The sequence below is a fragment of the Streptomyces aculeolatus genome (genome assembly GCF_020400605.1).
Classification (GTDB): Bacteria; Actinomycetota; Actinomycetes; order Streptomycetales; family Streptomycetaceae; genus Streptomyces; species Streptomyces aculeolatus.
Genome location: NZ_JAINRD010000032.1, coordinates 39,548 through 60,505 on the forward strand (window position 1 = coordinate 39,548; position 20,958 = coordinate 60,505).

At 75.1% G+C, this 20,958-nt stretch carries 18 protein-coding genes; 10 read left to right on the forward strand and 8 right to left on the reverse strand.

Translation table 11 applies throughout. From position 1 onward, the window contains the following. The first annotated feature begins 15 nt into the window (after positions 1-15). From LG396_RS35370 to LG396_RS35380, 3 genes are read left to right on the forward strand one after another with little or no spacing between them, the layout of a single operon-like run. Entirely contained in the window at positions 16-1,317 is a 1,302-nt protein-coding gene (locus tag LG396_RS35370; protein ID WP_018835595.1) for a sugar ABC transporter substrate-binding protein, read from the forward strand. A 34-nt stretch (positions 1,318-1,351) separates the two neighbouring features. After that, entirely contained in the window at positions 1,352-2,344 is a 993-nt protein-coding gene (locus tag LG396_RS35375) for a carbohydrate ABC transporter permease (RefSeq protein ID WP_225797851.1), read from the forward strand. Then, complete coding sequence (locus LG396_RS35380; RefSeq protein WP_018835597.1) at positions 2,341-3,168, forward strand: carbohydrate ABC transporter permease; 828 nt, start codon at positions 2,341-2,343, stop codon at positions 3,166-3,168. Before LG396_RS35375 ends, LG396_RS35380 begins: the two co-directional genes overlap by 4 nt. 63 nt (positions 3,169-3,231) lie before the next feature. Here LG396_RS35380 and LG396_RS35385 read toward each other — a convergent pair whose 3' ends face one another. Beyond that, a complete protein-coding gene (locus LG396_RS35385; RefSeq protein ID WP_225797852.1) occupies positions 3,232-4,149 on the reverse strand; it encodes a hypothetical protein in 918 nt (305 codons plus the stop codon). A gap of 79 nt (positions 4,150-4,228) precedes the next feature. Here LG396_RS35385 and LG396_RS35390 point away from each other — a divergent pair, with 79 nt between their 5' ends. Next, a complete protein-coding gene (locus tag LG396_RS35390; RefSeq protein WP_225797853.1) occupies positions 4,229-4,699 on the forward strand; it encodes a PPOX class F420-dependent oxidoreductase in 471 nt (156 codons plus the stop codon). Positions 4,700-4,708: 9 nt separating this feature from the next. Here LG396_RS35390 and LG396_RS35395 read toward each other — a convergent pair whose 3' ends face one another. Beyond that, positions 4,709-6,514, reverse strand: a complete 1,806-nt coding sequence (locus tag LG396_RS35395) for a glycoside hydrolase family 35 protein (protein WP_225797854.1) — start codon at positions 6,512-6,514, stop codon at positions 4,709-4,711. 149 nt (positions 6,515-6,663) lie between these two features. Between LG396_RS35395 and LG396_RS35400 the strand changes: the two genes are divergently transcribed. Beyond that, positions 6,664-7,575: a helix-turn-helix domain-containing protein gene (locus tag LG396_RS35400; RefSeq protein ID WP_018835601.1), complete on the forward strand. Its 912-nt coding sequence runs from the start codon at positions 6,664-6,666 to the stop codon at positions 7,573-7,575. A gap of 106 nt (positions 7,576-7,681) precedes the next feature. Here LG396_RS35400 and LG396_RS35405 read toward each other — a convergent pair whose 3' ends face one another. The 5 genes from LG396_RS35405 to LG396_RS35425 all read right to left on the reverse strand — a co-directional run bounded on the left by LG396_RS35405 (position 7,682) and on the right by LG396_RS35425 (position 13,115). Next, positions 7,682-8,344 carry a response regulator gene (locus LG396_RS35405; RefSeq protein WP_225797855.1) on the reverse strand — a complete coding sequence of 221 codons (663 nt, stop codon included), beginning with the start codon at positions 8,342-8,344 and terminating at the stop codon, positions 7,682-7,684. Beyond that, on the reverse strand, positions 8,341-10,110 hold the full coding sequence (locus LG396_RS35410) for a sensor histidine kinase (protein WP_372483627.1): 1,770 nt from the start codon (positions 10,108-10,110) through the stop codon (positions 8,341-8,343). The genes LG396_RS35405 and LG396_RS35410 overlap by 4 nt, the downstream gene beginning before the upstream one ends. 108 nt (positions 10,111-10,218) lie before the next feature. Further along, positions 10,219-11,049: an ABC transporter permease gene (locus LG396_RS35415; protein WP_225797857.1), complete on the reverse strand. Its 831-nt coding sequence runs from the start codon at positions 11,047-11,049 to the stop codon at positions 10,219-10,221. Then, entirely contained in the window at positions 11,046-11,981 is a 936-nt protein-coding gene (locus LG396_RS35420; RefSeq protein WP_018852337.1) for an ABC transporter ATP-binding protein, read from the reverse strand. The genes LG396_RS35415 and LG396_RS35420 overlap by 4 nt, the downstream gene beginning before the upstream one ends. Before the next feature lie 168 nt (positions 11,982-12,149). Further along, positions 12,150-13,115, reverse strand: a complete 966-nt coding sequence (locus tag LG396_RS35425) for a DMT family transporter (RefSeq protein WP_225797868.1) — start codon at positions 13,113-13,115, stop codon at positions 12,150-12,152. A gap of 93 nt (positions 13,116-13,208) precedes the next feature. Here LG396_RS35425 and LG396_RS35430 point away from each other — a divergent pair, with 93 nt between their 5' ends. Next, a complete protein-coding gene (locus LG396_RS35430; RefSeq protein ID WP_018835607.1) occupies positions 13,209-13,568 on the forward strand; it encodes a chorismate mutase in 360 nt (119 codons plus the stop codon). 12 nt (positions 13,569-13,580) lie between these two features. Here LG396_RS35430 and LG396_RS35435 read toward each other — a convergent pair whose 3' ends face one another. Next, positions 13,581-14,408 carry a hypothetical protein gene (locus LG396_RS35435; RefSeq protein ID WP_225797858.1) on the reverse strand — a complete coding sequence of 276 codons (828 nt, stop codon included), beginning with the start codon at positions 14,406-14,408 and terminating at the stop codon, positions 13,581-13,583. A 103-nt stretch (positions 14,409-14,511) separates the two neighbouring features. Between LG396_RS35435 and pepN the strand changes: the two genes are divergently transcribed. The 4 genes from pepN (at position 14,512) to LG396_RS35455 (ending at position 20,941) form a co-directional block, all read left to right on the forward strand. Beyond that, a complete protein-coding gene (gene pepN, locus LG396_RS35440; RefSeq protein ID WP_225797859.1) occupies positions 14,512-17,163 on the forward strand; it encodes an aminopeptidase N in 2,652 nt (883 codons plus the stop codon). Positions 17,164-17,374: 211 nt separating this feature from the next. Continuing rightward, the gene (locus LG396_RS35445; RefSeq protein WP_225797860.1) at positions 17,375-18,832 is read left to right on the forward strand and encodes a pyridoxal phosphate-dependent decarboxylase family protein; all 1,458 of its coding nucleotides are present in this window, start codon (positions 17,375-17,377) and stop codon (positions 18,830-18,832) included. After that, entirely contained in the window at positions 18,822-20,240 is a 1,419-nt protein-coding gene (locus tag LG396_RS35450; RefSeq protein ID WP_225797861.1) for a lysine N(6)-hydroxylase/L-ornithine N(5)-oxygenase family protein, read from the forward strand. The genes LG396_RS35445 and LG396_RS35450 overlap by 11 nt, the downstream gene beginning before the upstream one ends. Beyond that, positions 20,237-20,941: an SIMPL domain-containing protein gene (locus tag LG396_RS35455; protein ID WP_037750740.1), complete on the forward strand. Its 705-nt coding sequence runs from the start codon at positions 20,237-20,239 to the stop codon at positions 20,939-20,941. The genes LG396_RS35450 and LG396_RS35455 overlap by 4 nt, the downstream gene beginning before the upstream one ends. Positions 20,942-20,958 lie beyond the last annotated feature (17 nt).

The following is a 20,958-nucleotide window of genomic DNA, read 5'->3' on the forward strand; positions in this document are numbered from 1 at the left end:
GAGCGGGAGCGGTTCATGCGGAAGTTCGTCATCGGCGCCGTGAGCGCCGCAATGGTGCTGGGGCTCGCTGCCTGTGGCAGCGACTCCGACGATGGGGACGGCGGCGGTGACGCACTGGACGGCAAGGGCAAGACCCTCGACGTCTGGATCATGAAGGGGACCAACCCCGACGCCAAGCCGTTCTTCGACAAGCTCAACGCGGAGTTCGAGAAGAAGACCGGCGCCAAGGTCAACATCGAGGAACAGCAGTGGGAGAGCGCCCAGCGCAAGTTCACCACTGCGATCGAGGGTGGGCCTGACCAGGTGCCGGACGTCGCCGAGGTCGGTACGACCTGGGTGCCGCAGTTCGCCGAGACCGGCGGTCTGGTCGACGTCACCGACCAGGTCAAGGAGGCCGGGCTCGACCAGGACCTGGTCGAGGGCCTGAAGGACGCGGGCACGCTGGAGGGCAAGCAGTACGGCATGCCCTGGTACGCCGGCGTCCGCGGCCTCGTCTACCGCAAGGACATCTTCGACAAGCACGGTCTGAAGCCCCCGACGACCTGGGAAGAGCTTCGTGACGTCGCGCTCACCCTGAAGAAGGAGGAGCCGGACATGATCTCGTTCCCCGTCGCCGGCGGGGCCGAGATGTTCGCGATGCCCTTCGTCTGGGGCGCGGGCGGCGAGCCCGCCGTGCAGGAGGGCGACACCTGGAAGTCCGCCATCAACTCGCCGGAGTCCGTCGAGGGCCTGCAGTTCTACACCGACCTGGCGACGAAGGACGGCCTGTCCCCGGCGAAGGTCACCACCTGGCGCGAGGACGAGGTGGCCCAGGAGTTCACCAAGGGGAACGTCGCCATGACGATCTCCGGCAACTGGACCCCCAAGACCTTCATCGACGAGGCCCCCGAGCTGGAGGGCAAGCTCGGCGCCGCGCCGATCCCCGGCAAGGACGGCGGCATGAGCCCGTCGTTCCTCGGCGGCTCCTACCTGTCGACCTTCGACAGCGACAAGAAGGAGCTGGCCTGGGAGTACGTCAAGATGGCCACCACCGGCAAGTACGCCGCGGAGTGGGCCAAGCAGACGAACTACTTCCCGGGCACCAACACCGAGCTGGAGAAGATCGCCGCGGAGGGCGACCCGCTGGTCGAGCCGTTCGCCAAGCAGATGCTGGAGGCCGGCGCGACCGTCCCGAAGACCACCTCCTACGGCGAGATCCAGGCCAGCCAGGTGGTGCTGAAGCTGGTGCAGTCCGTGCTCAAGGGCGACCAGAGCGTCCAGGAGGCCGCGGACAAGGCCGCCGGCGAGATGGACGACATCTTCGCCAAGTCCGAGTAGACCCGGACTTCGGACAAGGACACGGAAAGACACCGTGAAGGAATCGATTGCCGCCGAGGCCGCGCTGGCTCCCCCCAAGGAGCCGTCGCGGCCCGGCCGCGCCTCCGCTGACGCCGCACGCCGCCGCAAGCGGCTGGTGACGGTGACCCGGCCGTGGCTGCTGCTGGCACCCTCCCTCGTGGTGCTCGCCGGGCTGCTGCTGTGGCCGCTGATCGAGGTCGGCAAGCTGTCGCTGCAGGACTACGAGGTCAAGTTCGGCGGCGGCGTCGGCACCTGGACCGGCTTCGACAACTACGCCGACCTGCTCTCCAACGACCTGCTGTGGCGCACCGTCCTGCCGAACACGGCGTTCTTCGCGTTCGCCTGCGTCATCCTCACCGTCGGGTTCGGCACCCTCGTCGCGCTGCTGCTGAACCGCCTGGGCACCCTGTGGCGGGTGGTCTGCTCCACCGCGATCATGGCCGCCTGGGCGATGCCCGCGGTCACCGGCACGTACGTCTGGGTGTGGCTGTTCGCGCCGGAGGACGGGCTGATGAGCAAGGTCGCCGGCGGCCTCGGGCTGATCGACCCGGAGACCACCAACTGGTTCACCGAACGGCTCGGCTTCTACGCCATCGCCACCCTGAACGTCATCCACCACGGCTTCCCCTTCGTCGCCATCACCGTGCTCGCGGGCCTGATGACCGTGCCGAAGGAGCTGTACGAGGCCGGGATGATCGACGGCGCGAGCGCCTGGCAGCGGTTCTGGCGCATCACCGTGCCGGCGCTGCGGCCGATCTTCCTGGTCGTGACCATCCTCTCGACCATCTGGGACTTCAAGGTCTTCACCCAGATCTTCCTGATGCCGGGCGGCAGCGGCAGCAACGAGGAGGTCATGAACCTCGGCGTGTACTCGTACATCGAGGCGTTCGCCAAGAACGACTACGGGGCCGGCGCCGCGGCGGCCGTGATGCTCACGCTGCTGCTCATCGCCATCACCCTCGTCTACATCCGCACGCTCTTCCGGCAGGGGGAGGAGGACCTGTGAAACGCACCTCGATCGGCTCGCGCATCGGCCTGCCGGCCGCCGTCGCGGGACTGCTGATCTTCACCCTCTTCCCCGTCTACTGGATGATGAGCACGGCGCTGGACCCGCGGGCCTCCTCGCGCGGTTCGGACATACTGCCGAGCGGCGTGTCGTTCGAGCACTTCAGCCGGGTGTGGAACGAGGGCGACTTCGACCGCTACCTGCTGAACTCGGCGATCGTCGGCCTCGGCACCATCCTGGCCGCCGCCGCGCTGTCGCTCTTCGCGGCCGTGGCCGTGGCGCGCTTCCGGTTCAAGTTCCGCACCTCCGTGCTGATCATGATCCTGATCGTGCAGATGGTGCCGCTGGAGGCGCTGGTCATCCCGCTCTTCCTGCAGATGCGCGACTACGAGATGCTCAACAGCCTGCTCGGGCTGACGATCGTCTACATCGCGCTGTCGCTGCCGTTCGCGATCTGGACGCTGCGCGGGTTCGTCGCCACCGTGCCCAAGGAGGTCGAGGAGGCGGCGTACATCGACGGCTGCACCTGGCCGCGGATGTTCTGGTCGGTGCTGCTGCCGCTGGTGGCGCCCGGTCTCGTGGCCACCAGCGTGTTCGCGTTCATCACCGCCTGGAACGAGTTCGTCTTCGCGTACACGTTCATGAAGGACAGCGACAAGTACACGGCGGCCGTCGGGATCTACCAGTTCTTCGGCGAGAACGACACCGCGTGGGGGCCCGTGATGGCCAGCTCCACGCTGATCACCCTGCCGGTGCTGATCTTCTTCGTGATCGTGCAGCGGCGGCTGGCCTCCGGGCTGGCGGCCGGGGCGATCAAGGGCTGAGACCGCAGGCTGGGCTCAAAGGGCTCAGGGAGGGGGAGCGGCGCGTACCGGCTCGCGGGCCGGTCACGTGTCGCACTCCAGCACCGTCCTGCACAGCCCGCAGCGCGCCCGTACGTGGCCGCGCACCGGCACCCGGATCCGCTGGTGGCAGACGGGGCACGGGAACGACACCCGCAGCGGGGAGCCGTCCTCGAAGGCGTAGCCGTCGACGGGGACGGCCGTCGTCGTCAGCTCGCCGCCGCCCGCCTGCGCGAACAGCTCCTGCGCGCGCCTGCGGTCCCTCGTGTACCGGTGCCGCCCCAGGCGCCCGCTCGCCGTCAGCGGCGGGCGGGCGGCGTCCCGGCGGGCCTGGCGCATGCCGGCGGTGTACGCCTCGTACGCCTGCGGGCTGGTGAACCAGACCTCGGGGTTCTCGCCGAAGGCGAGGGCGCGCTTGGCGACGACGTAGCCGAACTCCTCCGGCGTCAGGTAGCCGAACCGCTGCGAGGCGCCGCCGCCCTCCCGGAAGGCGTCCAGCAGCAGCCAGCCGGCGCCGAGGTAGGCGGTCGCGGTGTCGGTGAGGATCTCGTTCTCCCCGGTGTCCTGGAAGGACAGGCCGAGGCGGTCCAGGTAGACGTGCATCACCTCGTGCGCGAGCGCCCCGCCGATGTCCCGGCGGTGCTCGCGGAAGCGCGGGTTCAGCTCGATGAAGTACTCCGGGCCCGCCGCCAGCTCCACCACCGCCGCCTCCGGCATCTCCCGGAAGCTCACGATCATGCGGGCGTCCGGAAGCCGCAGGTGCTGCACCAGCGCGCGCGCCACCCGCTGGACGCCGAGGTGCAGGTCCTCGTCGGCGTCCAGGGCCACGTCCGCCGGGGGGACGCTGAGGGCGAAGTCGGCGTGCAGGGCGTCCGCGGTGAGCCGCCGGTACAGCGCCGTCAGGGCCGACTGCACCGTCCGCAGGTGCGGAAAGCCGTGCACGACCTCGCTCGCGCTGTCCACCGGCGACCCCCAGGGTCCGACTCCCGCCCACTGTACGGGCCCGCGCCCCCGGGTCCGCGGGCGACGTATCGTGACGCGCATGAGTCCGAACATCGCCACCAACACCCGTGTCGACCTCGCCGGGCTGCTGGACTTCGTACGGCCCAGGCACCGGGCCCTGCTGCTCACCCGGCGGGCCGACGGCTCGCCGCAGGCGTCGCCGCTGACCTGCGGGGTGGACGACGCGGGGCGGATCGTGGTGTCCACGTACCCGGAGCGGGCCAAGACGCGCAACGCGCGGCGGGACCCGCGGGTCGGGATCGTCGTGCTGTCCGACGAGTGGAACGGGCCGTGGGTGCAGGTTGACGGCGCCGCCGACGTGATCGACGCGACGGAGGACGTGGAGCCGTTCGTGGAGTACTTCCGCAACATCTCGGGGGAGCACCCGGACTGGGACGAGTACCGCGAGGCCATGGTGCGGCAGGGGAAGTCGCTGATCCGGATCACGCCGGAGCGGTGGGGCCCGGTGGCCACCGGAGGCTTCCCCGCGCGGCTGTCGGAGGGGGCGTAGGCGCACCGGTCAGGGCGGCGGCGGGCCGAGCACCGGCTCGCCGCCGGGCCCGGCCAGTTCCAGCAGCAGCACCTCGTTGGCGCCGGTGCGGAGCACGGGGCCCGGGACGTACAGCGACTCCTGCGGGCCCGCGGCCCAGTAGCGGCCCAGGCAGAAGCCGTTGACCCAGGCCCAGCCGCGGCCCCAGCCCGGCAGCTCCAGCGCCGCGTCGCCGGGGTGCGCGACCTCGGCCGACGCCCGGTAGAGGCCCGCGCCGCCCGCGCTGCCCCCTCCGTCCGAGGCGTCCGTGCCGTCCGTCCAGTCCGTGTCCGGCGGGTCGTACGGGAGCGCCGCCACCGCCTCCGCGTCGTCGAGGGCGTCCAGGCGCAGCCCCCTGGCCCGTACGCCGTGCACGTACTGGCGCTCGTGCAGCAGCCCGCCGGTGATCCCCTTCGGCTCCCCGAGCCGCGGGCCGTAGTTGACCCGGCCCAGCGACTCCACCCACACCTCGACCTCGGCGGGGCCCGTGACGTCCCCGAGCGGCGCCTCCTCGCCGGCCAGCGCGATCCGCCGCTCGCCGGCCGCGTCCCGCACATACGCGACGGCCACGTCCCGCAGCCCGGTGACCAGCAGCGGGTACGGCTGCCGCGGGCCCGGGATGCGAAAGCGGTAGCGGACCAGCCCGCGGTCGACGTCCAGCTCCTCGAACGTCGGCGGCACCCCCGACTCCGTCTCGGGCCCGCCCAGCGCCGCCAGCACCCGCGCCGCCGGCACATACCCGTCGACCGGCGCCGGCACGGCCGCCGGGAGCGCCGGGGGCGGGGGCGGCGGCTCGGGGAGGGGGCCGGCCGCGTACCGCGCCAGCACCTCGCGGAACGCCTCGAACTTCGCCGTGGGCCGCCCGTACTCGTCGACCGGCGCGCCGTAGTCGTACGACGTGACGTCCGGCTGGAGCGCGCCGCGGTGCAGCCCGCCCGCGCGGTTGGCGCCCGCCCAGCCGCCGAAGCTGGTGCCGCCGTGCGCCATGTAGAAGTTCACCGACGCGCCGCAGTCCAGGATCTCCGCCAGCACCGCCACCGCGTCCGCCGGCTCCCGTACGACGTGCTCCTCACCCCAGTGGTCGAACCAGCCGCACCAGAACTCCGCGCACATCAGCGGCCCGTCCGGCCGGTGCCTGCGCAGCGTCGCGAACGCCTCCCGGGCGCCCGAGCCGAAGGTCAGCGCGGCCGGCACGCCGGGCAGCGAGCCCGCCGTGAGCATGTGGTCCTCGGGCCCGTCCGCGGTGAACAGCGGGACCGTCACCCCGCGGGCCCGCAGCCCGTCGGCGAGGTGGCGCAGATAGGCGCGGTCGCTGCCGTACGAGCCGTACTCGTTCTCCACCTGCACCATCAGCACCGGACCGCCCCGCGTCACCTGCCGGGCGACGACCTGCGGCACCGCGGCGTCGAACCAGTCGTCCACCGCGGCGAGGAACTCCGAGTCGCGCGTGCGCACCCGCGGGCCCAGCGGGCCCGTCAGCCAGTGCGGCAGCCCGCCGTTCTCCCACTCGGCGCAGATGTACGGGCCCGGGCGGACGATCACCCACAGGCCCGCGGCCTGTGCGGCGTCGATGAAGCGGCCGGCCGCCGCCACGTCCTCGTAGCGGCCGGGTCGCGGCTCGTGCAGGTTCCACGGGAGGTACGCCTCGACGCAGTTCAGGCCCATCGCGCGCAGCATCGCCAGGCGGTGGCCCCACTGCGCCTCGTGCACCCGGAAGTAGTGCATGGCCCCGGACAGCAGCCGCACCGGCCGCCCGTCCAGAAGAAAGCTGTCGCCGCCCACCGTGAACTCAGGCACCCGATTCCCGCCGTTCGTCGCCGATTGCCGGGCAGATACTCTCGCCCCCTGGCCACCCGCCCGTCCATGGACAAAGATCGACGGTGCTTGGACTCGGCACTCGGATGCGGTGTCCGGACCCGGCGGCGGCGAGGCGAGGAGGGCGGGGAATGAGCTACCACACGTGGATGCGCTACTTCACTCCCGGCCCGGTGCACCGCAAACTCGGCCTGGTCTGCCTGGGCGTCGGCCTGCAGTACGGCGACCTGCCGGTCGTCGGGCCGCGCACGCTCGACCACCACGTCGCCGTCGTCATCAGCAGCGGACGCGGCTGGTTCCGGGGCGCCGACGGTCCGGTGCTGGACGTCGCGGCGCCCGCGCTGCTCTGGCTCACGCCGGGCACCGTCCACCACTACGGGCCCGACCCCGCGACCGGCTGGGACGAGGCGTTCGTCGACTTCACCGGGTCCGCCGTGGCCGCGTACACCGAGCTGGGCTACGTCCAGCCGGAGCGGCCCGTGGTCCCGCTCAGCGACGCCACCGGGCCGCGCACCGTCGTCACCCGCATCGCGCGCGCCGCCCGCCGCGGCAACCCGATGCTGGAGGTCGAGACGTCCGCCGCCGTGCACGACCTGCTCGTCGCGCTGCGGCGGTCGCGCGCGGACATGGCCCCCGACGGCGACCCGGTGCTGCCGGCGCTGGCCCGCGACGCCTTCCTGCCGCTGTCCGTCGCCGAGCACGCGGCGCGGCACGGGATGACGACGGCGGAGCTGCGCTCGGCGGTGCGGCGGGCGGCGGGGTGCAGCCCGAAGGACTACCTGCTGGGCATACGGCTCGGGCGGGCGAAGGAGCTGCTGGCCGCCACAGAGCTGCCGATCGCGGCGGTCGCCCGGCGGGTGGGGTACGACGACCCGGCGTATTTCTCCCGGCTGTTCACGCGCCGGGTGGGGGTGGCGCCGGTGCGCTTCCGCGACCAGCAGGGGCGTACGGTGCCGGGCGGCTGGAGCGACCGGGTCCCGGACGCGGGGGACCCGCCCGTGGTGGAGGGGGCGCCGCGGGGGACGGGCGGCGCACCGGCGTAGCGGGCCGCGGGGGAGCCGCGCCCGAAGCCGCGGGCGGGGCCTGCCGGTTGGCCGGTGCGGGCGGGTCGGTGCGGGCGGGTCGGTGGGCCGTGCCAGCCGGGGCGGGTCAGCCGGGGTGCACCAGGCGGGTGTCGTACGCGAAGATCACCGCCTGCACGCGGTCGCGGGCACCGGTCTTGCCCAGGATCCGGCCGATGTGCGTCTTGACGGTCGACTCGGCGAGGTGCATCCGCTCGGCGATCTCGCCGTTCGTCCAGCCCAGTGCCACGGCCCGCAGCACCTCACGCTCCCGGTCGGTGAGCACGGCGAGCCGCGGGTCGGGGCCCGCGGGCTTCTCGGGGGCCGGCAGGAGGTGCGCGTAGCGCTCGATGAGCCGACGGGTCAGCGCCGGGGCGACCACGGCGTCGCCGGAGGCCACCGCGCGGATGCCGGCGAGCAGTTCGTCCGGCAGCGCGTCCTTGACGAGGAAGCCGCTGGCGCCGGCGCGCAGCCCGGCGAACGCGTACTCGTCGAGGTCGAACGTCGTCAGGATCAGCACCCTGGTGCGGCCGCCGGAGGCGGCGATGCGGCGGGTGGCCTCGATGCCGTCGAGACCGGGCATGCGGACGTCCATGAGGACGACGTCCGGCCGCAGTTCGGCGACCAGCCGCACGGCATCCGCGCCCCCGCCGGCCTCGCCGGCGACGGCCATGTCGTCCTGGCTCTCCAGCAGCATCCGGAAGCCGAACCGCTGGAGGGCGTGATCGTCGACGATCAGCACGCTGGTCACGGGGCCCCTTCCGGGGAAGGGCCGGCGGGGCCGGGCGGGTACGCGGCACCGGACGGGGAGTCCCGCGGGGGCCGGCGGCCGGGTGCGGGAGGAGAGCCGGGCGCGGGGGCGGCGGGGTGCGAAGGCCCGGGAACGGACGCGGAGTCGGCCGGGCGATCGGCTCCCGGCCCCGGGTCCGCCGGGGGCGGCAGCGTCGCGTGGACGCGCCAGCCGCCGCCCGGGGCGGGGCCCGCGGCGAGGGTGCCGTCGTAGACGGCGGCGCGTTCGCGCATACCGGCGATGCCCCGGCCGCCCGCCGCCTCACCGCCGTACGGGGCCGCTCCCGCGCCCGTGGCTCCACCGCCGCCCGGGGCCGGGCGCGCCGCGCCGCGGGCGGGCACCGCCTCGGCGCCGTACGGCGGCTGCCCTCCGCCCGCGGTGCCGCCGGTCCCGGCTCCCTGCTCCCGTCCGCTCCCGTGTCCCGCGTCCCGCCGCACCTGTCCGCCCCCGATCCCGCCCCGGTCCCCGCCGCCCCGCCCGGAGGGCGCCCCCGTGTCCGTCACCACGATCTCCACCCCGCCCACCGTGCAGTCGAGCCGCACCTCGGCCGCCGCACCCGCGCCGCCGTGCTTCAGCGTGTTCGTCAGCGCCTCCTGCACGATGCGGTAGACCGTCAACTGCCGTCCCTCGGACAGCGTTCCCGAGTCGCCGCGCACCGTACAGCGCACCGGCAGCCCCGCCTCCCGCACCCGCTGGAGCAGCGGCTCCAGCTCCGCCAGGCCCGGCTGCGGCGCGAGGTCGGCGGGACCGGGGCCGGGCTCGTGCAGGACGCCCAGCAGCCGGCGCAGCTCACCCAGCGCCTCCCGGCCGGTGGCGGAGATCGCCTCCAGCGCCTGCGCGGGCCGCTCCGCGGACCGGCCACCGGTGCCGTTCGCCGACCGGCCGCCGCCGCGGGCCGCGTACGCGCCGCCGTCCGCGAGACCCACGATCACCGAGAGGTTGTGCGCCACGATGTCGTGCATCTCCCGGGCGATCCGCGCGCGTTCGGCCGCGGCGGCGAGCCGCGCCCGCTGGTCGCGCTCGACCTCCAGCCGGTCCGCCCGGTCCAGCAGGGAGGCGATGTAGTCGCGCCGGGTGCGTACGGTGATGCCGCTCATCACGATCGTCGCGGCGATGGCGACCACGGGCAGATACGTGCGGACGAAGTCCTCCGGCGGCTCGCGCAGCGTCTCCGCGCCGATGTCCACCGCCAGGACCGCGGCGACCCACAGCAGCCGCGACAGCGGTAGCCGAAGTGCGACGTTGTGCAGGGCGACGCCGAGGGCGACCACGGACACCAGTGCCAGGTGGTACGCGTCGTGGACGAAGGTCAGCGCGGCGACGCCGCAGAACACGGCGAACGGGTGCCGCCGGCGCCACGGCAGCGCCAGCACCATGCCCGCCTGGAGGAGCCACGGCACCGCCACCGGCACCGACGCCAGTTCTGCGGCGTCCGCGCCGGGCTGGTCCCGGGAGTCCTCGCGCCAGTCGCCGACGGTGAGCTGCACGAGGCCGGGGAACGCGAGGAGGACGGCCAGCCCCGCATCCCACACGGCCGGATGACGGGTGTCGAAGGCCCGTACGCGCTGCGCGGCGGCGTGGATGCGGTGCGTCGGCGGCGGCGCCGGCACGGCCCCCGCGGCCGGGGCTGCGGACCCGCCCGCGGACGTCCTCTCCGTCGTCCGTGCCCACGCCGCCCGCGCCGTTCCCGCCCTCTTCGTCCGCACCGCCGTCCCCGCCTTCCGCACCGCGCCTCGTTCCCTGCCGGAGCCGTCCCCCGCCCGGCACCTGCCCGAACTCCCGGTCACGGCCGCGCGCAGCCGCGTGCCCCTGGGCCATGGTCGCCCGGCGGACTCTCAGACGTCACTACGCCGGAGCCGCAGCGCCGCCGCGGCCAGCGCCGCCGCCGCCCAGACGGCGATGCTGACGAGCGCGGCGCCGACCGTCGGCAGGTCGGGCGGCGGGTGTGCTGCCGCCAGCGGTTCCATGGCGGCCAGCGGTGTGTACGCCACGGCGTCCCCGACCCACTCGTACGGCAGCAGCGGCGCCACGTTCGGCAGCACCATCAGCACCCCGACGAAGGCCCCGATCGACGCCGGGATGCTGCGCAGCAGCGCCCCGGCCGCCACCCCGAGCACGGTGATCAGCGACGCCCCCGCGGCCGTGGTGACCAGCGCTCGCGCCACCCCGGGGTCGCCGAGGCCGGCGGCGATGGGGGTGTCGGCGAGGAACGCCTGCGCCAGCGGGAACGTCGCGAGCGCCGTCGCCAGCATCAGGACGAAGCTCACCGCGCCGAGGGCGGCCGCCTTGGCCCACAGCACCGGCAGCCGGCGCGGCACGGCCGCCATCGTGGCCCGCACCGTCCCCGTCGACCACTCGCCGGCGGTGGTGAGGATGCCGAGCACGGGCAGGATGAGCAGGCCGAAGTTCAGGCCCAGCAGGGTGACTTCGACGGGGTCCTGGGGACCGTCGCCGCCGCCGTCGGTGAACGTGGCGCCGACGGCGAGCCCGATGCCGGCGGTCAGCACGACGACGGCGGCCAGCGAGTACCACGTCGAGCGCAGCGACCACAGCTTCGACCATTCCGAGCGCAGCACGCGCGGGTACGTCACGCGGTATCCGGCGCCGCCGCGGGCACCGGTGCCGGTGCCGCCCGGGCCGGGCGCGGTCAGGGACGGGGTACTCATGCGGCGATCTCCTCCGTCCGCCCCGGGGCAGGGGCGTGGTATTCGACGGCGTCCCGGGTCAGCTCCATGAACGCCTCCTCCAGCGACACCCGGTGGGGTGTCAGCTCGAACAGCGGCACGCCGTGCGCCGCGGCCGTCAGACCGATGTCCTCGGCGCCGACGCCGCGCACGCGCAGCTCGCCCGGCGCGTCCGAGGCGACCTCGACGCCGGGCCCGGCCAGCAACTCCCGCAGCCTCCCCGCCTGCGGCGACCTCAGCGACACCTCGTCGCGCCCGGCGGACCGTACGAACTCCGCCACCGTGGTGTCCGCGAGCAGCCGGCCGCGGCCGACGACGACCAGGTGCTCGGCGGTCAGCGCCATCTCGCTCATCAGGTGCGACGAGACGAACACCGTGCGGCCCTGGGCCGCCAGGTCCTTGAGCAGACCGCGGATCCACAGCACGCCTTCGGGGTCGAGGCCGTTGACCGGTTCGTCGAGCACGACGACCGCCGGGTCGGCCAGCAGCGCGGCGGCGATGCCGAGCCGCTGCCCCATGCCCAGCGAGAACCCGCCGGCGCGTCTGCGCGCCGCACCGGCCAGCCCCACCGCCTCGATCACCTCCTCCACCCGCGCCCGCGGGATGCCGTGGGTCAGGGCGAGCGCGAGCAGGTGCTTGTACGCGCTGCGCCCGGTGTGCACGGACCGCGCCTCCAGCAGCGCCCCCACCTCGGCGAGGGGCGCCGGATGCCGGTCGTACGGCCGCCCGTTGACGGTGACGGAGCCGTGCGTCGGCGCGTCCAGGCCCGTGATGAGGCGCATCGTGGTGGACTTGCCGGCGCCGTTGGGCCCGAGGAAGCCGGTCACGGTCCCCGGGCGCACGGTGAACGTCAGGTCGTCGACGGCGGTCTTCTCGCCGTACCGCTTGGTGAGCCCGCGTGCTTCGATGGTCATACCGGCGACGCTAGGCCGCGCGCCCGCGCGGGTCGTCCGACCACGGCCCGCATCCGCGCGACGCCGTAGTACCACGGGAGGACCCCCGCTACGGCCCGGGCGCACCCCCGCCGCTCACCGGGGCCACTGCTCCCGAGCCCGGAGCGCCCGAGTGTCCCGCCCGCGTACTCAGCAGGGCTTCTCCTCCCGCACCGACTCCCCGGCTTCGGGCAGCTCCGGCACCGCACCGGCCTCCGGCACCGCACCGGCCTCCGCCGCGCCGCCCGAGGCGACGACGCGCGGGCGCCGCCCCGTGCCCCGCCGCCGCGACACCGCCACGCCCGCCAGGCACAGCACGCCCCCCAGCAGCGTGGCCGCCTCCGGCACCTCGCCGAGCGCCGCCCAGGACATCAGCACCACCAGCGCCGGCACCGCGTACGTCGTGGCGCCCATCTTCCCCGCCGTGGTCCGCGCCAGCGCGTACGCCCACGTCGTGAACGCCAGCGCCGTCGGGAAGATGCCGAGGTACACCACGTTGGCCGTCGCCGACAGCGGCGCGTCCCCGACCTGCCCCGCCAACTGCCCCGCGAACGGCAGGCACAGCACCGCCCCCGTCATGCAGCCGTACGCCGTGACCTGCAACGGCGAGGCGTGTGCCAGGGCCGGCTTCTGGCTGACGACCCCGCTCGCGTACGTCGCCGCGGCCAGCAGGCACAGCAGCACCCCGCCGAGCGAGGAGCCGCCCCCGTCCGACATCGATATGCCCACCACCACGGCGCCCGCGAAGGACACGGCCAGGCCGGCCAGCAGCGCCGGCGGGAAGCCCTCCTTCAGCAGCCAGCCGCTCAGCACCGCTATGAGCATCGGCCCGACGTTGACGACCATGGCGGCCGTGCCCGCGTCGACCAACTGCTCGCCCCAGTTGAGCGCCACCATGTACACCCCGAACCAGAGCGCTCCGGAGACGGCGATGCCCGGCCACGCCGCCCGCGGCGGCGGCCCCTCGCGGCGCACGGCGAGGATCAGTGCCAGCGCGATGGAGCCCGCCAGCAGCCGTCCGAGCGCCAGTGCGCCGGGGCTGAAGTGCTCGCCCGCGTCCCGGATCGAGACGAACGCCGACGCCCACAGCACCACCGTCACCGCCGCCGCGGCCATCGCCCGCCGATCCGCCCCCGCCTGCACGTTTGCCATGCCCAGGAAGGTAACAGCCGGCACTGACAAAGGCCCCGCCCCTGTTACGGTGGCCCGATGACCGACCACTCCACGTCCCCGTCGGCCATGGACGGCCTCTCCGACTCCGATGTACGGGCCGAGCTCGCCCGGCTCCGCGACAGCATCGACAACATCGACGCGGCCGTCGTGCACATGCTCGCCGAACGCTTCAAATGCACCCAGCAGGTAGGCCGGCTGAAGGCCACGCACCACCTGCCCCCGGCCGATCCCGCCCGCGAGGCCCGCCAGATCATCCGGCTCCGCGAGCTGGCGGAGAGCGCCAAGCTGGATCCGGCGTTTGCGGAGAAACTTCTCAACTTCATCATCGCCGAGGTCATCCGCCACCACGAGACGATCGCCAACTCCACCGCCCCGGAGCCCCCCGCGGCCGGGTGACCGCGGGCCCTGTCATCCGCCCGCCCCCGCGTCGTACGCGGCGAAGGCCCGCTCCGGCAGCAGCCAGCCCTCCTCGCGGAAGATCCGCGTCCCCGCCTCCCGCGCCGCCGCGTCGGCCCCCGCGCGGGCGACCCAGTCGCGCGGCGCCGGCCCCAGGAGGTCCCGCAGCCGGGCCGACGCGGCGAGGAGGCGGGCGAGGAGGGCGGGTTGGTCCCGGGTGTGGGGGAGCGGGCGGCCGTCCGCGCCCGCCAGGACGCCGCGGGCGTTGTAGTAGACGTACGCGCCCGGCAGCCGCTCACCGGTCGGCAGCCGCACCGGGAACTCCACGGCCGGCAGCAGCGCCCGCCCGTAGTGCGGCATCTCCGTGCCGTCCACGGCGCGCAGTTGCGCCTCGTCCAGCCACGTGACCCACAGCCGCGACCCGGCGCCCCCGTCGGCGTACGGGGCCGCCGCGACGTACCCCGGGCCGCTGATGTGCCCCGAGACGCCGACGCCGAGGCCGCCGGCGGCGGCCGGCGAGAACGGCACCACGGCGGGGAGCCCCAGCCGCGTCAGCTTGTGGCGCACCTGCCCCGGCGCCGCGTTGGACCCCAGCGCCAGCACCGGCACCCGCGCCGCGGCCGGCGCCTGCCCCAGCGCCGCCAGCGCCTCGTCCAGCCCCGTGCCCGTATGCCCCTCGGCGACCCGCCACCGCCCCACACCGCCCGGCTCCGGCCGCAGCGGCAGCAGCCGGTCGCCGGCGAGGAGCGCGGGGCCGGGGCCCGGCGGGCCCGGGTACGTCAGCGGCTGCAGCAGGGGCACGGTCGCGAGGCCCAGCGCCTCCAGGGTTCTGTCCGGCACGCCGAGCAGGGTAGCTCCGCCGCCCGCCCGCCGGCCCCCGGTCCGGGGCCCGAGCCCGCCGGGGTGTCGTCGTACCCGCAGGTCGTGAGGCAGCATATGGCCCATGCCCGCACTCACCCGCGCCGAGGCGCAGCTCCGCGCCGACCTGCTGGACGTCCGCCACTACGCCGTCGACCTCGACCTGACGCGCGGTGAGGAGGTCTTCGGCTCCAGCACCGTCATCACCTTCGCCGCCCGCGCGGCGGCGGAGACGTTCGTCGAGATCAGGCCCGCCGAGCTGGTACGCGCCACGCTCGACGGCCGGGAGCTGGACACCGGCGCGCTCGACGACAACCGCCTCGTGCTGCAACTCGCCGAGGGCGAGCACGAACTGCACGTCGAGGCGGTCATGGACTACTCGCGCACCGGCGAGGGCATGCACCGCTTCACGGACCCCGCCGACGGCGAGACGTACGTCTACAGCCACCTCTTCCTGGACGAGGTGCAGCGCGCCTTCGCCGCGTTCGACCAGCCCGACCTCAAGGCCGTCTTCGACGTCTCCGTCACCGCGCCCGCCGGCTGGACCGTGCTGGGCAACGGCATCGCCCACCAGGAAGCGGACGCCGGCCCCGGCGCCGATCCCCGAGCCGGCGTCCGCTGGCGGCTGACCACCACCCCGCCGCTGGCCACCTACCTCGTCGCCGTCGCCGCCGGGCCCTGGCACTCCGTCCACACCGAGCACGCCGGGCTGCCCTTCGGGCTGCACTGCCGCCGCTCCCTCGCCGCCCACCTCGACGCCGACGCGGAGGAGCTGTTCGACATCACCCGGCGCTGCTTCGACCGCTACCACGAGCGGTTCGCCGAGCCGTACCCCTTCGACTCCTACGACCAGGCGTTCGTCCCGGAGTTCAACCCCAACGCCATGGAGAACCCCGGGCTGGTCACCATGCGCGACGAGTTCGTCTACCGCTCCGCCGTCACCGACACCGAGCGCCAGACCCGCGCCATGGTCGTCGCGCACGAGATGGCGCACATGTGGTTCGGCGACCTGGTCACGCTGCGCTGGTGGGACGACATCTGGCTGAACGAGTCCTTCGCCGAGTACATGGGCTACCAGATCCTCGCCGAGGCCACCCGCTTCGCCGGCACCTGGACCGACTTCGCCGTCGCCCGCAAGAACTGGGGCTACGACGCCGACCAGCGGCCCTCCACGCACCCCGTCGCCCCGCCCCGCGTCGCCGACAGCGCCTCCGCGCTGCAGAACTTCGACGGCATCTCGTACGCGAAGGGCGCGAGTGTGCTGCGCCAACTCGTCGCCTGGATGGGCGAGAAGGACTTCTTCGCCGGGCTCGACGACTACTTCTCCCGGCACCGCTTCGGCAACGCCTCCCTCGCCGACTTCATCGGGGCCATGGACCGCGCCTCCGGCCGCGACGTGCCCGAGTGGGCCGACGCCTGGCTGCGCACCACCGGCGTCGACACCTTCCGCCCCGAGACCTGGGAGGGCGAGGACGACGTGTGGGTGCTGGAGGTCGAGCACGCCGGTCGCCGCCCGCACCGGCTGGACGTCGGCCTCTACGACGAGGTGCCCGACGAGCCCGGCCGGATGCTGCTGCGCGAGACGGTGGCGCAGGAGTTCGCGCCGGACCTCGGGCTGAAGTCCGCGTCCGCGGAGGGCCGGGCGCCCGACCTCGTCCTCGTCAACGACGGCGACCTCACGTACGCCAAGATCCGGCTCGACGAGCGCTCCTGGCAGACCGCCCTCCGGTGCCTGTCCGGCATCCCCGACCCGCTCAGCCGCGCCGTGCTGTGGAACGCCGCCCGCGACATGGTCCGCGACGCCGAACTCCCGCCCGCCGACTACCTCCGGGCCGCCGCCGCCCACCTGCCGGCCGAGGACGACCTCGCGGTCGTCCAGGCCGTGCTGTCCTTCGCCCGCGGGCCGGTCGCGGGCGCCTACGTGCCCGACGCGGACCGCCCGGCGGCCCGCGCCACCGTCGACGCGATCTGCCGCGAACTGCTGCGCCGCACCGACGAGAACACCGACCCGGGGCTCCGGCTCGCCGCCGTACGCGCCGTCATCGACTGCGCCGACGAGCCCGACGAGGTACGCGACTGGCTCGCCGCCGGCACCGTCCCCGGCGGCCCCGCGCTCGACCCCGACCTGCGCTGGCGCTGCCTCGCCCGGCTCGCCGTCCTCGGCGCCGTGACCCCCGGGCGGATCGAGGCGGAGGTCGCCCGCGACCCCGGCGCCTCCGCGCAGGAGGGCGCGGCGCGGTGCCTGGCCGCGCTGCCGGGGGCCGACGCGAAGGCGGCGGCCTGGGAGGCGATGTACGCGGACGGGGGCGCGGCCGGCGGTGCGGAGCCCTCCAACTACCTGTTCACGGCGACCGCCCTCGGCTTCTGGCAGCCGGAGCACCGCGAGGTGCTGGCGCCGTACGTGCCGCGCTGGTTCGCCGAGACGCCGGCGCTCGCCGAGCGCCGCGGCCCCGCCATCGCGCAGGCGGCGGGGCGCTGGGGGTTCCCGCGGGGGTTCGTGGACGCGGAGACGCTGCGGCTCGGCGAGGAGTGCCTGGAGCGGGACGACCTGGTGCCGGCGCTGCGGCGGAGGCTGGCGGACGAACTGGACGACCTGGGCCGGGCGCTGCGCGTACGCGAGGCGGCGGGCTCGGCGAAGACCGCGGGCGCTGACGGCGCCGGCGGCCCGGACGGCTCAGGCGACTCCGACGGCTCGGGGGACTCCGCGGGCGCCGCCGGCTCCGGGGGCGGCGAGTAGCGGACCGCGACCGGGCGCGGCCGGCCACCGGAACCGCGTCGCGCCCGGTCCCGTAGCAGATCGTGGAACCCACCCCTCCGCGTATCCCCGCGTTCCCACGTACGGGCGAACTCCCGGGCAGATCGGCACGTTTCGGAGAAATGGCGGAAGTAGCTTAGGGCCGCCTCACCTCACCACCGGTCCTCCGGGACCGGCGCCCCCAGGAGCCTGCATGCCCGCTGCCGCCGAAGCCGCCCTCGCGGGCGGCCCCGCCGGCCCCCGCGCCCTCCGCCCGTACCTCGACACCGTTCTCGCCGCCCTCGGCGACGGTGCCGCCCGCCGCCGGGGGCCGCTGCCCGCCGGCGGCCCGGCGGCCGTCGCCGGGCGGGTCCGCGAGGCCGTCCGCCCCGTGCTCCCCGACACCGGCGTCGGCGCCCAGGCCGCCCTCGCCGGCCTCGTCCGCCTCCTCGCCGAGGGTGCCGCCGATCCGGCGGACCCGCACTGCGCCGCCCATCTGCACGCGCCGCCGCTCGCCGTCGCCGCGGCCGCGGACCTCGCGGCCGGCGCCCTCAACCCGTCGCTGGACTCCTGGGACCAGGCCCCGGCCGCCTCCGAACTGGAGGCCGAGGTGGCCGCCGCCGTCGCCGCCGAGGTCCACCCCGGCGCCGCCCGCCCCGACGCGCTGGCCACCACCGGCGGCACGGAGGCCAACCAGCTCGCGCTGCTGCTCGCCCGCGAACTCCTCGGCCCCGGCGTCCAGGTGGTCGCCGGCGCCAACGCCCACCACAGCGTCCACCGCGCCGCGTGGCTGCTGGGCATGCGCGCCCCGCACACCGTGCCGACGCCCCGCGGCGTCCTGGACCCCGCCGCCGTACGGGCCGTGCTCGCGGAGGTCCGCGGCCCCGGCGGCGCCCCGGGGCCGGCGCTGGTCGTCGCCACCGCCGGCACCACCGACACCGGCGCCGTCGACCCGCTGCCCGCGCTCGCCGACGCCGCCGCCGCGCACGGCGCCCGGCTGCACGTGGACGCCGCGTACGGCGGGCTGCTGCTGCTCGCCCCCGGCCGGGCGCACCTCGTCGCCGGGCTCGACCGGGCCGACACCGTCGCGCTCGACCTGCACAAGCTGGGCTGGCAGCCGATCGCCGCCGGCTTCCTGGCCGTACGCGACGACGCCGACCTGGCGCCGCTCGCGTACACCGCCGACTACCTCAGCGCCGACGACGACACCGACGCCGGGCTGCCCGCCCTGCTGCACCGCTCGCTGCGCACCACGCGCCGCGCCGACGTGCTCAAGGTCGCGGTCACGCTGCGCGCGCTCGGCCGCAGCGGGGTCGCGGAGCTGGTGGAGGGCACGTTCGCGGCGGCGGCGCGGCTCGCGGAGTTCGTCGCGGACGACCCGGAGCTGGAGCTGTACGCGCCGCCGACGCTGACCACGGTCCTCTTCCGGCCCGCCGACGCCGACGACGCCGCCGTCGCGGCGCTGCGGCGGCGGCTGCTCGCCGACGGGCACGCGGTGCTCGGGCGCGCCGAGGCGGGCGGGCGGCGCTGGCTGAAGGCGACCCTGCTCAACCCCCATGTCCAGCCCGGCGACCTGCGCAACCTGCTCAAGCTCGTCACCGAGGCCCACCGGGCACCGGCCCCCGGGCCCCGGCAGGACCGCGAGAACGGAACCGCCCCCGATGCCCGCTGAGCACACCGGCCGCCGGCGCCCCCTCGATCTCGCCGGGATCGGCATCGGCCCGTTCAACCTGTCGCTCGCCGCCCTCGCCGCCCGCGTACGCGGCCTGACCACCGCGTTCTACGAGCGCCGCACCGAGTTCCGCTGGCACCCCGGGCTCCTCATCGAGGGCACCACCCTCCAAGTGCCCTTCCTCGCCGACCTCGTCACGCTCGCCGACCCCACCAGCCCCTTCAGCTTCCTCAACTACCTGCGCGTGCGCGAGCGGCTGTACCCCTTCTACTTCGCCGAGCGCTTCCATGCCCACCGCGCCGAGTACGACGCGTACTGCCGCTGGGTCAGCGGGCAGCTGCCCGGCCTGCACTTCGGCCACCAGGTCGAGGACGTCCGCTGGAACGCCGCACGCGGCCTGTTCGAGGCCGACTTCGCCCAGCTCGACGCCGCCGGCGAGGCCGCCGCGCTGGGCCGCGCCCACGCCCGGAACCTCGTCGTCGGCGTGGGTACCGAGCCGTACGTGCCGGAGGCGCTGCGCCCGCTGGCCGCCTCGCCCGCGGCCGACGTGGTGCACTCCGCCGACTACCTGACCCACCGCGCCCGCCTCGTCGCCGCCGGGCACGTCACCGTCGTCGGTGCCGGGCAGTCCGGGGCGGAGGTCTTCCTCGACCTGCTGCGGGCCCGGCCCGCGGGTGCGGAGGGGCTGCACTGGCTGGCCCGTACCCCGGCGTTCGCGCCGATGGAGTACAGCAAGCTCGGCCTGGAGCAGTTCACGCCCGACTACGCGCGCTACTTCCACGGGCTGTCCGAGGCCGTACGCGACGAACTACTGCCCCGGCAGTGGCAGTTGTACAAGGGCATCGACGCCGGGACCCTCGCGGCCGTGCACGAGGAGCTGTACCGCCGCACCCTCGGCGGCGGCTGGCCCGACGCCGTCCTCACCCCCGGCGTCACCGTACGCACCGCGGGCCGCCTCGGCTCCGACCGCATCGAACTGCACCTGGAGCACGCCGCGCAGGGCGCCCGCGAGACGCTGCGCACCGACGCCGTGGTGCTCGCCACCGGCTACCGGGAGCGCCCGCTGGAGGGCCTGCTCGCCCCGCTGGAGCCGCTGCTGCGCCGCGACGCCGCGGGCCGGCCGCAGGTCGACGAGCAGCACCGGCTCGTCCTCGACCCGGAGGTCACCGGCCGGATCTACGTCCAGAACGCCGAGCGGCACACGCACGGCGTCGGCGCCCCGGACCTGGGCCTGGCCGCCTACCGCAGCGCCGTCATCCTCGACGACGTCACCGGCGCGGAGCCGTACCCGCTGCCGCGCCGTACCGCCTTCACCACCTTCGGGCTCCGGCAGTCCCGGCCCGAACCGCCCGACGAACCGGCGCACGGCATCCCGCGCGCGCCGGACCCTGGCACAGTGAAGGCATGACGAACCCGCCCCCCGCTCCCGCCCCGGCCCCCTACGGCACCCCGGACGAGCCGCGTCTCGCCGTCCGCGGCGAGGCCCGCCTCGAAGTCGACCCGGAGATCGCCAGGATCGCCGTCACCGTCTCCGTCCGCGGCACCGACCGGCGCACCGCGCTGGAGGACCTGACCCGCCGCAACGCGGAGGCGCGCGACCTGATCAGGTCGTACGGCGACGCGGTCGAGAAGCTGGAGACGGGCGCGCTGCTCGTGACCCCCGAACTCGGCCGGCACGGCCGCGGCGAGCGCGTGCGCCGCTACCACGGCCGGGTCCGGCTGGCCGCGACCTTCCGCGACTTCACCGCGCTCGGCGAGCTGACCACCCGCGCCGCCGACCTGGAGCTGACGAGCGTCGACGGGCCGTGGTGGGGCCTGCGCCCGGACTCGCCGGTGCACCGCGAGGCGCGGCGGCAGGCGGTCCGGGAGGCGGTGACGCGCGCCCGCGAGTACGCCGAGGCGCTGGGCGCGGAGCTGACGGCGGTGCTGGAGATCGCCGACGAGGGCGCGGAGCGCCCCGAGATGTGGATGGCGGCGGAGGCGACCCGCGGCTTCGGCGGCGCCGCGGTGGCCGGCGGGGAGGCCCCCGCGCTCGACCTCGAACCTCAGCGGCAGACTGTCTACGCACGAGTGAACGCGAGGTTCATCATGACCCGTCCGCAACTCTGATTGCGCTCATCAGAGCA

Excerpts from the sequence above, each read along its gene's own strand:
- LG396_RS35370 (WP_018835595.1), top strand. The coding sequence starts at position 16 with ATGCGGAAGTTCGTCATCGGCGCCGTGAGCGCCGCAATGGTGCTGGGG.
- LG396_RS35390 (WP_225797853.1), top strand. The coding sequence starts at position 4,229 with ATGAGTCCGAACATCGCCACCAACACCCGTGTCGACCTCGCCGGGCTG.
- LG396_RS35400 (WP_018835601.1), top strand. The coding sequence starts at position 6,664 with ATGAGCTACCACACGTGGATGCGCTACTTCACTCCCGGCCCGGTGCAC.
- LG396_RS35415 (WP_225797857.1), bottom strand. The coding sequence starts at position 11,049 with ATGAGTACCCCGTCCCTGACCGCGCCCGGCCCGGGCGGCACCGGCACC.
- LG396_RS35420 (WP_018852337.1), bottom strand. The coding sequence starts at position 11,981 with ATGACCATCGAAGCACGCGGGCTCACCAAGCGGTACGGCGAGAAGACC.
- LG396_RS35425 (WP_225797868.1), bottom strand. The coding sequence starts at position 13,115 with ATGGCCGCGGCGGCGGTGACGGTGGTGCTGTGGGCGTCGGCGTTCGTC.
- LG396_RS35430 (WP_018835607.1), top strand. The coding sequence starts at position 13,209 with ATGACCGACCACTCCACGTCCCCGTCGGCCATGGACGGCCTCTCCGAC.
- pepN (WP_225797859.1), top strand. The coding sequence starts at position 14,512 with ATGCCCGCACTCACCCGCGCCGAGGCGCAGCTCCGCGCCGACCTGCTG.
- LG396_RS35445 (WP_225797860.1), top strand. The coding sequence starts at position 17,375 with ATGCCCGCTGCCGCCGAAGCCGCCCTCGCGGGCGGCCCCGCCGGCCCC.
- LG396_RS35450 (WP_225797861.1), top strand. The coding sequence starts at position 18,822 with ATGCCCGCTGAGCACACCGGCCGCCGGCGCCCCCTCGATCTCGCCGGG.
- LG396_RS35455 (WP_037750740.1), top strand. The coding sequence starts at position 20,237 with ATGACGAACCCGCCCCCCGCTCCCGCCCCGGCCCCCTACGGCACCCCG.